Below are 12430 nucleotides of genomic sequence, written 5' to 3' on the forward strand. Positions count from 1 at the left end.
GGCAGGCGGGCGCCCGGCGGTGGGGGTCACACAGCCGACTCACCCGGCGGGCCCGGCGGTTCCGAGGGCTCGTGGAGTTCGAACCAGATGCTCTTGCCGTCGCCGCGCGGGTCGACGCCCCAGGCGTCCGCGAGCACGTCCATGAGGACGAGACCGCGTCCGGAGGAGGCCAGTTCGCCGGGGCGACGCTTGTGCGGGAGGTCGTCGCTGGCGTCGGTCACCTCGATCCGCATCCGCCGCTTGCCGCCGTCGCCGGTCATCTCGACGACCAGGAGCGCGTCGGCGTCGGTGTGGACGAGGACGTTGGTGAGCATCTCGGAGACCAGGAGGACCGCCGAGTCCACCTGATCGGGGCAGGTCCAGTCGTGGAGCAGTTCGCGGACCTGCTGGCGGGCCCCGGCGATGCGTTCGGGCTCGGCCTGCGCGACGGTCAGCGCGGTGCGCCGCACGGGAGGCCGTACGCCGACGGAGTCACCGCGGCCGGAACCCTCGGCCTTGCGGGACAGCAGCAGCATCGCTATGTCGTCCTCGCGTCGGTCGGCCAGGGGGCCGGGCGTGTGATGGGACGAGGGCCCGTGCACGCCTTGGACCAGCGCGTCGGCCAGTGCCTCCAGCCGTCCGGGAGCGAGCCCGTTCACCAGGGGGAGGTCTCCGGGCGCAGCGACGGAGGCCGGGCCGGCATCGGAGGGTGCCGAGCCCGCCACGAGAGAGGCCGAAGCCACCGCCACGGCCACCGGGTCGTCCGCCACGGCCGCCGAATCGTCCTCCACGGCCACCGGTTCCACCGCCGCGGCTACCGGTTCAGCCATCACGGCCACCGGTTCGGCCGCCGTCGACGCCGAACGCGCCCCCTGCTCGCCCGCTCCCCGAAGGCTCTCCCCAGGCCCCCCGCTGCCCGCCCCGGCACCCCCGACAGCGTTGCCATCCGCCTCGCGCCCGACCGGGGCCCGGCCCGGGGCCGGGACCGGGACAGGGCTCGCGTCGGCGGTCGCGCCCGCGCCCTCGCCCGCGTCCGTGCCCGCGTCCGTGTCGAAGGACTCCAGGATCGTCCTGATGCGCCGCCAGCCCGTGTCGAGGTCGTGGCCGCCCGTCTCGATGAGGCCGTCGGTGCACAGGAGCATCGTCTCGCCGGGTTCGAGGACGAGCCGGGTCGTGGGGTAGTCGGCGTCGGGGTCGATGCCGAGAGGCAGGCCGCCCGGGGTCGGCCGGACCAGGACCGTGCCGTCGGCCATGCGGATCGCCGGGTCGGGGTGCCCGGCGCGGGCGATGTCCAGCACCCCGGTCACCGGGTCGACCTCCACGTACAGGCATGTCGCGAAGCGAAGGTCGGTGTAGGTGTCGCCGGAGGTGTCCGCGGTGACGCCGTGGAGGAAGCGGGACGCGCGGGAGAGGACCGCGTCCGGCGGGTGGCCCTCGGAGGCGTAGGCGCGCAGCGCTATGCGGAGCTGGCCCATGAGCCCGGCGGCGCGTACGTCATGGCCCTGGACGTCGCCGATGACGAGGGCGAAGCGGCCGCTGGGCAGGGCGATCATGTCGTACCAGTCGCCGCCGACCTGGAGTCCGCCGCCGGTGGGGACGTAGCGCGCGGCGACGCTCATGCCGGGTATCTCGGGGCCCAGCGTGGGCAGCATCGTGCGCTGGAGGCCGTCGGTGAGTTCGCGTTCGGTCTCGGCGGCGCCCGCGCGGGACAGCGCCTGGGCGAGCATCCGGGCCACGGTGGTCAGGACGGAGCGCTCGTCGGGGGTGAAGGCGACCGGGTAGGTGAAGCCCGCCATCCACGCGCCCATGGTGCGGCCGGCGACGATCAGAGGCAGGAAGGCCCAGGACCGGCGGTTGAACTGCTCCGCGAGCGGCCAGGCCGTGGGATAGCGGGACTTGTAGTCCTCGGGGGAGGAGAGATAGACGGCACGGCCGGTGCGGACGACCTCCGCTGCCGGGTAGTCCGTCTCCAGCGGCATATGGGTGAACGGGCCCTCGTCGCCGTGGTTGTGCCCGTGGTGTCCGATGACGGTGAGGCGGTCGCCCTCCACCCCGAACACGGCGAGCCCGTCCGGGGAGAAGCCCGGCATCGCGAGGCCCGCCGCGACCCGGAGCACCTCCTCCGTGGAGCGCGCCTCGGCCAGTGCCCGCCCCGCGTCCAGCAGGAACGCCTCGCGGGAGCGCCGCCAGTCGCCGGTGACGGCCGCCGGGGCGCGCGCCGCGGTCTGCGGCGAGGGTTCGGTGACCTCCTGGATGGTGCCGATCAGCTCCACCGATCTGCGCACCGGATCTAAGGTCGGCTTGGAACGGCTGCGGACGGTGCGGATGACCCGGCCCTGCTCGTCCATGACGCGGATCCGGACCTCGGCGAGGGTGTCCTCCGCGACGGCGAGCTGGACGACGGAGACGATCTCGTTCCAGTCGACGGGGTGGAGTCTCGAGCGCGCGCCGGCCTGGGTGAGGGTGGTCGGTTCCGGGGGCAGCCCAAGGAGCCGGGCTGCCTCGGCGTCGACGTTGACGGTTCCGGCAGCGCTGTCCCAGGTCCACAGTCCCGTCGCCAGGGCGGACAGGACGTCCTCCACGGTGGGCGGGGGCTCACCAGTGCGCATTGACCCACTCTAAGAACAGCTGATCGGACCGTGCCACCGAAGCTGGGCCGGGCACCGAGCGGTGTCCGGAGGTAACCGCGATCGGCGGCGACGGCGGTGACAGCGGTTGACGTTATCGACAGAAACCGCTTGCGGTCCTGGCTATGGCTGTGACGGTGAGTATCCGTGCGGGAAAAGGCGTCCCGGGCGGGGAGAGCGGTGTCCAGGTGCCCATAGGACGCGGTTGCCCCCGCGGGCGGCGGTAAATGGTGGGGAGGCGATCTTGGGGTGCCCGGTACCCTTGGCTGTGTTTCACGTGAAACACGGTCAGTGAACCGTGTGGCACGGTCCCAGATCCCCGATCAGCGAAGACTGGATGAACGACGATGCATCGGTACAGGTCCCACACCTGCGGCGAGCTCCGCGCCTCTGACGTCGGCACCGACGTCCGGCTGAGTGGCTGGCTGCACAATCGGCGCGACCTGGGCGGCATCCTCTTCATCGATCTGCGCGACCACTACGGCATCACGCAGCTCGTCGCACGTCCGGGCACCCCGGCGTACGAGGCCCTGGACAAGATCTCCAAGGAGTCGACCGTCCGCGTCGACGGCAAGGTCGTCTCCCGTGGCGCCGAGAACGTGAACCCCGACCTGCCCACCGGTGAGGTCGAGGTCGAGGTCGGCGAGGTCGAGCTGCTCGGCGCGGCCGCCCCGCTCCCCTTCACCATCAACGCCGAGGACGGGGTCAACGAGGAGCGGCGCCTGGAGTACCGCTTCCTGGACCTGCGCCGCGAGCGTATGCACCGCAACATCATGCTGCGTACGGCCGTGATCAGCGCCATCCGTCACAAGATGACGGCCCTCGGCTTCAACGAGATGGCCACGCCGATCCTGTCCGCCACCTCCCCCGAGGGCGCCCGCGACTTCGTCGTGCCCTCGCGTCTGAACCCGGGCAAGTTCTACGCCCTCCCCCAGGCTCCGCAGCAGTTCAAGCAGCTGCTGATGATCTCGGGCTTCGACCGGTACTTCCAGATCGCGCCCTGCTTCCGTGACGAGGACGCCCGCGCGGACCGTTCGCCGGGCGAGTTCTACCAGCTCGACGTCGAGATGAGCTTCGTGGAGCAGGAGGACGTCTTCCAGCCCATCGAGAAGCTCATGACCGAGCTGTTCGAGGAGTTCGGCAACGGCCGTCACGTCACCTCCCCGTTCCCGCGGATCCCGTTCCGTGAGGCGATGCTCAAGTACGGCTCCGACAAGCCGGACCTGCGCGCCCAGCTGGAACTGGTCGACATCACCGACATCTTCGAGGGCTCGGAGTTCAAGGCGTTCGCCGGCAAGCACGTGCGGGCGCTGCCGGTGCCGGACGTCTCCGGCCAGCCCCGGAAGTTCTTCGACCAGCTCGGCGAGTACGCCGTGGAGCAGGGTGCGAAGGGCCTGGCCTGGGTGCGCGTCGGCGAGGACGGTGCGCTGTCCGGCCCGATCGCGAAGTTCCTCACCGAGGAGAACGTCGCCGAGCTGACCAAGCGTCTGTCGCTGGCCGCCGGTCACGCCGTGTTCTTCGGCGCGGGCGACTTCGACGAGGTCTCGAAGATCATGGGCGCGGTGCGGGTGGAAGCCGCCAAGCGTGCCGGGCACTTCGAGGAGGGCGTCTTCCGGTTCTGCTGGATCGTCGACTTCCCGATGTACGAGAAGGACGAGGAGACCGGAAAGATCGACTTCTCGCACAACCCGTTCTCCATGCCCCAGGGCGGGCTTGAGGCCCTGGAGACCCAGGACCCGCTGGACATCCTCGGCTGGCAGTACGACATCGTCTGCAACGGCGTCGAGCTGTCCTCCGGCGCGATCCGGAACCACGAGCCCGAGATCATGCTCAAGGCCTTCGAGATCGCCGGCTACGACCGTGACACCGTCGAGGAGCAGTTCGCGGGCATGCTGCGCGCGTTCCGCTTCGGCGCGCCGCCGCACGGCGGTATCGCCCCGGGTGTCGACCGGATCGTCATGCTCCTCGCCGACGAGCCGAACATCCGCGAGACCATCGCCTTCCCGCTCAACGGCAACGCCCAGGACCTGATGATGGGCGCGCCGACGGAGCTGGAGGAGGCGCGGCTGCGCGAGCTGCACCTGTCGGTGCGGAAGCCGCAGCCGAAGTAGGCAAGCGCGTGAGGCAAGCCTGCTGAGGGCTTGGCACGAAAGGGTCCTGGGATCGTCCGTCGATCTCAGGACCCTTTTCCGCGCGCTCAGGACCGTTTTCCACGCGCGGGGCACGTCTCCGAGGGCGGCGGCACCGCCCCCACCGACGCGCCCTCCGGCACCCCTTCGGACGCACCGTCCGGCGCCCCGACCGGCGAACCCCCGTCCGGGGGCGGCGGTGGCGGCGGCCGGCACGAGGAGCCGTGCGTTCACCGCGTGGCTCGGCGCGAGGCCCGGAACCCCGTCCCTCGGGTTCCGGGCCTTTCGGCGTGCCCGTACGCATCCGGTGGGCCGGACCCCGGTGGGCCGGGCGCTGGTGTGAGGGACGGAGAGAGCGAGGAACCCGGGAGGGACCGGAAGCGCCGGAGAACCTCGGAACGTGGAGGAGGCCATGGAATTCGCCGTGCTGCTCGCACTGCTGCTGGTCCTCGGATCGGTGATCGCGGTCATCGCCCAACGGCGCCACGACGACGGACGGGCAGCGACGTCCGACCTGGACGCGGAGGCCGACGCCAACCGCTGGGCGGTCCGGCTCGGCGGTGGCCTGGCCGGGATCGACGTACGGGCACCCGCCGGCGCGGACGACGACGCGGCCCGGGCCCTGGCCGACGCCGCCGAACGCCTCCGCACCGCCCGGGCGCGGCTGGCCTCCGCCCGCACGCCCGACCAGTACGCGGGGGTCGTCCGCACCGCGACCGAGGGCCTGCGTCATGTGGGGGAGGCCCGCAGGGCGTTGGGGCTGGACCCGGCCACCGAGGGCGGGCGGAAGGAACTCTTGTACCGGCTGGACGCGTCCTACCGATCATGACCATGTCGTCCTCTGCCTCCGGCCCCGTCCCCACGACCCTCGGTGAGGAGATCCTCCTCCTCTCCCTCGACGACTCCACGGGTGAGGCGAAGTTGCCGCTGCGGACGCCGTTCGCGATCGCGGCGGCGGCCCTGCTGGAACGGGCGCTCGTCGGCGACCCCGAGGACGCGGCGCTCCCGGACGACGCCCAGAAGTGGATCAACGAGCAGCGCAGCGCCGAGTACGACAAGGCCCTGAGGGGCCTGCTCGACAAGGGCCTGATCCGCGAGGAGAAGCGCCGGCTCCTCCTTGTCTTCCGCACCACCGTCCACCCGGAGGTCGACGGCACGGTGGAGGCCGCGCTGCGCGGGCGACTCGCCGCCGTCGTCCTGGAGGGACAGGAACCCGACCACCGCACCGCCGCACTGATCACCCTGCTCCACCACGCCGACCTGCGGGAACTGGCCTTCCCCGACCTGGGGAAGGAGCAGTCCGCGGCGGTCGGGCGGCGTATGACGGAGATCGCCGAACGCCATTGGGCCGACCCCGCCCTGCGCCGTATGGCCGAGACGGCCGCCGCGACCTCGGCCGCGCTCACCGCCGCGACGATGGCGACCACGGTCGTGATCATCACGGCGGCGACCTGAGCCGGTGTCCGGCGTATGAGCCCTACCGAACCCGAGTTCAGCGAGGCGCTGGCCGCCGTGCTGCGGGATCTGCGCGCGCAGTGTTCCGTGCGACCCGAGGTGCGGGAGGACGAGGACGGCCCCGGTGTGGTGCTCTACGCGCCGGACGGCTCGGGCCAGGGGGTGTGGGCCGAGCCGGACGGGCGGCCGGGGGTGTTGGCGGCCGAGGTCGCGGACCAGGTGCAGGGCTGGGCGGTGGAGGCACTGTGGGCGGCCGGGGGGCCCGCGGTGTGGCCGAGCTGCCCGGCGCATCCGGACACGCATCCGCTGGAGGCGGCCGTCGAGAGGGGCACCGCCGTGTGGCGCTGCCCGCGCACCACCGCCGCCACCGTCCCCGTGGGCGAGCTTTCTTCGACGGAATGACCAGCGCGGACGCCTCCCGGCGCCCAGCGCCGAGGGGCGCGGCTGACTAGGCCCCGGCGCCCGTGCCGAGGGCTCCCGCGCCGCCCGCCTGCGTGCCGGTGGCTCCCGCGCCGCCCGCCGGTGTGCCCGTGGCTCGTGCGCCGCCCGCTTGCGTGCCGTCGGCCTTCTCGCTGCGCGCGCCGCTGTCCGGGCCCGTGCCGTCGGTCTCCCCACTCCCCGCTCCCCTGCCAAGGTCCCCGGCGTCGGCCTTCCCGCTGCCCGACTGGGCGTCGTCCGCCTCCCCGCTACCGCCGCTCCCCGTCTTCGTGTGGAGCACCGCGCGGGCCTGCTCCGCCGCGCGGATCGTGCTCTCGCTGACGAAGTCGAGGAAGCGGGCGACGTTCTCCAGGCGGGCGGCGGCCGGGGTCTCGCGGCCGAGGACGCCGACGCCCTGCCGGGCGGTCTCGATGACCTGGTCGAGGGCCCGAGCGCTGGCCAGCGTCGACTGGTACCAGATGTCGTCGTCGACGACATAGCGCTCGCGGCGGCGTTCGTCGCGCTCCCGGCGGACGAACGCCTGGCCCTCCAGATAGGTGATCGCCTTGGAGACGGACGCCGGGCTGACCTGGAGGCGCTGGACGAGGTCGGACGCGGTGAGGCTGCCCGAGTCGGTGAGGGTGAGGCAGGCCATGACCCGCGCCATCATCTTCGGCATGCCCGAGGCCATCATCACGGTGGCGAACGTCTCCTCGAACTCCCGCACCGCCTCGGTGTCCCGGCCGTACGCCGCCGTGGACGCCGCGGGCCCCCGTGGCGCGGTCTGCCTGCGTCGCTGCGCACGGCGTTCCGTGGCGCGGTGGGCCAGGTCGGCGCGGTAGCCGGTGGGGCCGCCGTTGCGCATGACCTCGCGTGTGATGGTCGAGGTGGGGCGGTCGAGGCGTCGCGCGATCTCGGCGTAGGCGAGACCGTCGGCCAGCCCCAGGGCGATCTGCTGACGTTCGGGCTGAGTGAGCCTGCCTCCCGGCATGGGGTCTCCTTCGAGGTGCGCGTGTGGACCCAGCATAGCGTTCACCTCCATTTCATTGCAACGGATTCACCGAGCGTTGTTGCGTTAAGTTCAGGTCCATTGCAATGATTTCCTGGCGTTCACCTGCAGGAATGCCGATAGTATGCAACGAAGTTGTTGCCGTAACTATGAATGCAACGTAGCTTTTCTCTCGTCGGAAACGCCGACCCCGCCAGAGGAGAGAACAATGCAGAAGTTCGCCACCCCCGCCCCGATCGTCACCGTCCTCGACATCCAGGCCGGGCGGGTGCAGGTCATCGCCGCCGACCGGGCCGACACCGTCGTCGAGGTCCGGCCCCTGGACTCGTCCAAGGACCGGGACGTACAGCTCGCCGAGCGGACCACCGCCGAGTACGCCGACGGCACCCTGCGGATCACCGCGAAGGCGCCGGTCAAGAACCGCCTCGTGGGCCCCGCCGGCTCGGTCGAGGTGACCGTGCAGCTGCCCGCCGGCTCGCACGTCGAGGCCACCTCCGCCGGCGTCGAGTTCCGGGGCGTCGGACGGCTCGGGGACGTCGCCATCGACGGCGCCCTCGGCCAGGTCAAGCTCGACGAGACCGGCCGTGCCCGCCTGGCCGTCCTGGCCGGTGACATCGCGGTCGGCCGCCTCGGCGGACCGGCGGAGATCAGCACCCAGCAGGGCGACATCCGTATCGACGAGGCCGTCGGCGGCACGGTCGTGCTCCGCACCGAGTCCGGTGACATCTCGGTCGCCGCCGCCCCCGGCGTCTCGGCCGCCCTGGACGCCGGCACCTCCTACGGCCGCGTCAGCAACGCCCTCAAGAACGACGGCACCACCGCGCTCGACATCCGCGCCACCACCTCCTGCGGCGACATCACCGCCCGCAGCCTCTGACCCTCCCGGCCCTTCGAAGGAGCACATCCACCATGACCACCCCGGCCATCGCGGCGCACGGGCTGCGCAAGTCCTACGGCGACAAGGTCGTGCTCGACGGCATCGACCTCACCGTCCCCGAGGGAACGATCTTCTCCCTGCTCGGCCCGAACGGGGCCGGCAAGACCACCGCCGTCAAGATCCTCTCCACCCTCGTCACCGCCGACAGCGGCCGGATCAGCGTCGCGGGCCACGACCTGGCCACCGACCCGCAGGCCCTCCGCGCCGCGATCGGGGTCACCGGGCAGTTCTCCGCCGTCGACGGGCTCATCACCGGCGAGGAGAACATGCTCCTCATGGCGGACCTGCACCACCTGCCGAGGAGCGAGGGGCGACGGGTCGCCGCCGAACTCCTTGAACGCTTCGACCTGACGGAGGCGGCGAAGAAACCCGCCTCCACCTACTCCGGCGGCATGAAACGCCGCCTCGACATCGCGATGACGCTGGTCGGCGGGCCGCGCGTCATCTTCCTCGACGAGCCGACCACCGGCCTCGACCCCCGCTCCCGCCACACCATGTGGCAGATCATCCGAGAGCTGGTCACAGGCGGCGTCACCGTCTTCCTCACCACCCAGTACCTGGAGGAGGCCGACGAACTCGCCGACCGGATCGCCGTGCTCCACGACGGCCGGATCGCCGCCGAGGGCACCGCCGAGGAACTCAAGCGACTGATCCCCGGCGGCCACGTCCGGCTCCGCTTCTCCGACCCGGCCCTCTACCGGTCGGCCGCCGCCGCACTCCTCCAGGACGCCCTCCCCGACGCTCCCCTCCGCTCGCGCGGGGGCACCGCCGACGACGACGCCCTGACCCTGCGGATCCCCAGCGACGGCTCCCAGCGCGACCTGCGCTCCGTCCTCGACCGGCTGGACGCCGCCGACGTCGAGGCCGACGAACTGACCGTGCACACCCCCGACCTCGACGACGTGTTCTTCGCCCTCACCGGCGGCACCGACATCCCCGCCCAGGCCAAGGAGGCCCTGCGATGAGCTCCCTCTCCCTCGCCGTCCGCGACTCGACGACCATGCTGCGCCGCAACCTGCTGCACGCCAGGCGCTACCCGTCGATGACGCTGAACCTGCTGCTCACGCCGGTCATGCTGTTGCTGCTCTTCGTCTACATCTTCGGGGACGCGATGAGCGCGGGCCTCGGCGGCGGCGCCGACCGCTCCGACTACATCGCCTACCTGCTGCCCGGCCTGCTGCTGATGACGGTCGGATCCACCACCATCGGCACCGCGGTGTCCGTCTCCAACGACATGACCGAGGGCATCATCGCCCGCTTCCGCACGATGGCGATCCACCGCGCGTCGGTGCTCGTCGGGCACGTCATCGGCAGTGTGGCGCAGTGCCTGATGAGCGTGGTCCTCGTCGGCGCCGTCGGCGTGGCCATCGGCTTCCGCTCCACCGACGCCACCGTCCTGGAGTGGCTCGCCGCCTTCGGTCTGGTCACCCTGTTCGCCCTGGCGCTCACCTGGATCGCCGTCGGCATGGGCCTGGTCAGCCCGAACGCCGAGGCCGCCAGCAACAACGCGATGCCGCTGATCTTCCTCCCGCTGATCTCCAGCACCTTCGTGCCGCTGCGCTCCATGCCGGGCTGGTTCCAGCCGGTCGCCGAGTACCAGCCGTTCACCCCGGCCATCGAGACCCTGCGCGGGCTGCTGCTCGGCACCGAGATCGGCCACAACGGATGGCTCGCCGTGGCCTGGTGCGTCGGCCTCGCGGTGCTCGGCTACTTCTGGTCCACGTCGAAGTTCAACGGCGACCCGAAGTAACCGCCGTGACAGCGCGGGCAGCCCCCGCAACCCGGTCCCACCAGCACTTCGTCCCACCAGCACTTCGTCCCACCGGGGCGGCGTACACCGACAGGGCGTCGGAGTACGCCGCCCCGTTCGTGGGTCGTCACCCGGGCGCGGTGTGCCCGTCGCCGGTGATCGCCACGCCGATGTTGCCGCCGGCGGCGATCGAACGGGGGCCCGAGGCCGTCACCGTCACGCCCTGGTTCTCCTGACGCGGCAGCAGGGCCGTCAGCTCGCGCCGCAGTTCCTCGTCCTCGCGCAGGGCCCGCTTGAGCTGCTGGCGCAGGGCCGCCGACGCGTCCTCGTCGTCGGGTTCCGCCGCCGCGTCCGCGACGGCCGCGCCCAGTTCGGCCCGCCCTCGCTCATCACGGTGGCGCCACGCCGCCGTCAGCATCCGGCGGCCGATGTCCGCCGTCGTCTCCACCGCCGCGCGCTCCACCGGGGTCAGCACCCCGGTGCCGTACGCGGCCACGGCCGCCGTCAGATACGGCCCCGCCCGGCTCACCAGTTCGGCGATCTCCGTACTCATCCTCAGCCTCTCCCCCTCCGTACGTCGGGATTCCGCCGGCCCGGGTTCGCACCCGCAGCCCCCGTAGATCGGAAACGCCGAACGCGGGGCACCGGTTCCAGCAGCCCTCAGTCCGCCGGCCCCCGGTCGCCCCACCGGCCCCGGCGGCGGTGGTCGTGGACGCGGTAGCCGCCGGGGACGCCCCGGGCGACGTAACGGCGTTTGCTCACTCGGCCTCCGGTGGGGGTGTCAACGCCTCCTCCTCCAGCAGGCGTTCGGCGATGTCGGCCGCCCAGGACTGGGCCCACCGGCGGAGTGACATGGTGGCCTGCTCGTCGAGGCCCTGGCGGGCGAATTCCCGGTCGTCGAGCCACTCGGTGGTCTCCAACCGGGCCTGGAGGTCGGCGAGATCGAAGGTGGAGGCGGTGGCGGAGGTGTGGCGGCGGGCCAGTTCCTCCAGTTCGGGGACGGTCCAGTGGGCGGCGGCCGCGTGGACCGTGACGAGGTCGCGGGCGGTGTTCCGGTCGGCGAGGGCCCGGACCTTCGTACCGACGACGTCCTCCAGGGACAGGGTCGGCCCCAGCGACGTCTCGACCGCGGGGTGCCACAGGGACTCCTTGAGGATGTCCAGGGTGCGTTCCTCCGCCGTCGTCGGGTCGGTGACGAGGAGGCGGGCGGAGAGCGGGGTGTCCTCCGCCTCCTCCACGAGCCAGCCGCGTCCCGCCAGGCCGGTGCGGACGGTGCCGGCGATCTCGTCCATCGGGGCCGGGTGTTCCGTCGCCACCTCCAGCAGGCGGCCCGACGGGCGGCTCTCCGTGAGCCCATGGGCCCGTACCGCGTGATCGCCGGTCACGGCCAGGGCGTAGGGGGCGCCGATGGCGAGGATGTCGGTGAGGAGATGGAGGACCGGGTCGGGGGGAGCCGGCTCGGGGAGGTCGTTCACGCGCGGGCCTGGGGAAGGGTGGGGGGTGGGGCCATGGACATGGATTATCACGGCTCCCGGGCTCTGACCCTGTCATCTCCCCGGTTCACTCGGCCCTGGCCCTTCGAACGACCTGATGCGCGCCCGCCCGGGGGAACGTACCCGCGGACGGGCCCGGAACGCGCACGACCGGGCGTCGTGTGACCGGTGGGGCCAGACTGGAAGGAGTGGCGGAGCTGCCGGAAGGCCCCGCCCGAGCACTCGTGGAGGTCGGCATGAGGGCGGTCACGCGGACGGACGTACCCGTCGAGATCGAGGGCGACGGCGTCGAACTACGGATGCAGGACATCGGCGGGGACACCGATGTCGCCTTCGTCCGGCTCCCCAAGGGCGTGGACATGGGCCCGGCCCTGAAGGGCGAGCCCGACGGCCTGTGCCAGGTCCCGCACTGGGGCTACATGTTCAAGGGCCGGCTGCTGATGCACACCAAGGAGGGCGACACGACCTACGAGGCGGGCGAGGCCTTCTACTGGGCGCCCGGCCACGTACCGGAGGCCCTGGAGGACTGCGAGTACGTGGACTTCTCGCCCCGGAAGGAGTTCGAGGAGGTCATCGGGCACATCAAGGCGCACCTCGGCTGACCCCCACGCACCACCGGTCGGGGAAGGATCTT

11 protein-coding genes and 1 pseudogene are annotated in these 12430 nt (G+C 72.0%); 8 read left to right on the top strand and 4 right to left on the bottom strand.

Annotated elements, in window-relative coordinates; translation table 11 throughout:
- Nucleotides 1–26: 26 nt before the first annotated feature.
- A complete protein-coding gene (locus tag ACZ4Z3_RS21950; RefSeq protein ID WP_468502564.1) occupies nucleotides 27–2588 on the bottom strand; it encodes a SpoIIE family protein phosphatase in 2562 nt (853 codons plus the stop codon).
- Nucleotides 2589–2953: 365 nt separating this feature from the next.
- Here ACZ4Z3_RS21950 and aspS point away from each other — a divergent pair, with 365 nt between their 5' ends.
- From aspS to ACZ4Z3_RS21970, 4 genes are all read left to right on the top strand, one after another.
- Complete coding sequence (aspS, locus tag ACZ4Z3_RS21955) at nucleotides 2954–4717, top strand: aspartate--tRNA ligase (RefSeq protein ID WP_468502565.1); 1764 nt, start codon at nucleotides 2954–2956, stop codon at nucleotides 4715–4717.
- A gap of 430 nt (nucleotides 4718–5147) precedes the next feature.
- Nucleotides 5148–5564: a hypothetical protein gene (locus ACZ4Z3_RS21960; RefSeq protein WP_468502566.1), complete on the top strand. Its 417-nt coding sequence runs from the start codon at nucleotides 5148–5150 to the stop codon at nucleotides 5562–5564.
- A gap of 2 nt (nucleotides 5565–5566) precedes the next feature.
- Nucleotides 5567–6190, top strand: coding sequence for a GOLPH3/VPS74 family protein (locus ACZ4Z3_RS21965; protein WP_468502567.1), 624 nt, complete (start codon nucleotides 5567–5569; stop codon nucleotides 6188–6190).
- Nucleotides 6191–6205: 15 nt separating this feature from the next.
- Complete coding sequence (locus ACZ4Z3_RS21970) at nucleotides 6206–6592, top strand: hypothetical protein (RefSeq protein WP_468502568.1); 387 nt, start codon at nucleotides 6206–6208, stop codon at nucleotides 6590–6592.
- A 292-nt stretch (nucleotides 6593–6884) separates the two neighbouring features.
- On the opposite strand, the pseudogene ACZ4Z3_RS21975 reads toward ACZ4Z3_RS21970, so the two are convergent.
- Nucleotides 6885–7598: pseudogene (locus tag ACZ4Z3_RS21975) on the bottom strand (GbsR/MarR family transcriptional regulator); the annotation flags it as partial.
- Between the two features lie 226 nt (nucleotides 7599–7824).
- On the opposite strand from ACZ4Z3_RS21975, the gene ACZ4Z3_RS21980 reads away from it, so the two are divergent.
- The 3 genes from ACZ4Z3_RS21980 to ACZ4Z3_RS21990 are packed head-to-tail and all read left to right on the top strand — an operon-like array spanning nucleotide 7825 to nucleotide 10303.
- Nucleotides 7825–8493, top strand: coding sequence for a DUF4097 family beta strand repeat-containing protein (locus ACZ4Z3_RS21980; RefSeq protein WP_468502569.1), 669 nt, complete (start codon nucleotides 7825–7827; stop codon nucleotides 8491–8493).
- 32 nt (nucleotides 8494–8525) lie between these two features.
- Nucleotides 8526–9518 (top strand): ATP-binding cassette domain-containing protein, encoded by a 993-nt coding sequence (locus tag ACZ4Z3_RS21985; protein ID WP_468502570.1) that lies wholly within the window; start codon nucleotides 8526–8528, stop codon nucleotides 9516–9518.
- Nucleotides 9515–10303 carry an ABC transporter permease gene (locus ACZ4Z3_RS21990; protein ID WP_468502571.1) on the top strand — a complete coding sequence of 263 codons (789 nt, stop codon included), beginning with the start codon at nucleotides 9515–9517 and terminating at the stop codon, nucleotides 10301–10303. The genes ACZ4Z3_RS21985 and ACZ4Z3_RS21990 overlap by 4 nt, the downstream gene beginning before the upstream one ends.
- Nucleotides 10304–10430: 127 nt before the next feature.
- Here ACZ4Z3_RS21990 and ACZ4Z3_RS21995 read toward each other — a convergent pair whose 3' ends face one another.
- Nucleotides 10431–10856, bottom strand: coding sequence for a hypothetical protein (locus ACZ4Z3_RS21995; protein WP_468502572.1), 426 nt, complete (start codon nucleotides 10854–10856; stop codon nucleotides 10431–10433).
- Between the two features lie 205 nt (nucleotides 10857–11061).
- Complete coding sequence (locus ACZ4Z3_RS22000) at nucleotides 11062–11778, bottom strand: nucleotidyl transferase AbiEii/AbiGii toxin family protein (RefSeq protein ID WP_468502573.1); 717 nt, start codon at nucleotides 11776–11778, stop codon at nucleotides 11062–11064.
- Nucleotides 11779–12032: 254 nt separating this feature from the next.
- Here ACZ4Z3_RS22000 and ACZ4Z3_RS22005 point away from each other — a divergent pair, with 254 nt between their 5' ends.
- Nucleotides 12033–12398 (top strand): cupin domain-containing protein, encoded by a 366-nt coding sequence (locus ACZ4Z3_RS22005; RefSeq protein WP_468502574.1) that lies wholly within the window; start codon nucleotides 12033–12035, stop codon nucleotides 12396–12398.
- Nucleotides 12399–12430 lie beyond the last annotated feature (32 nt).

The organism is Streptomyces sp. NPDC030296 (assembly GCF_055572815.1).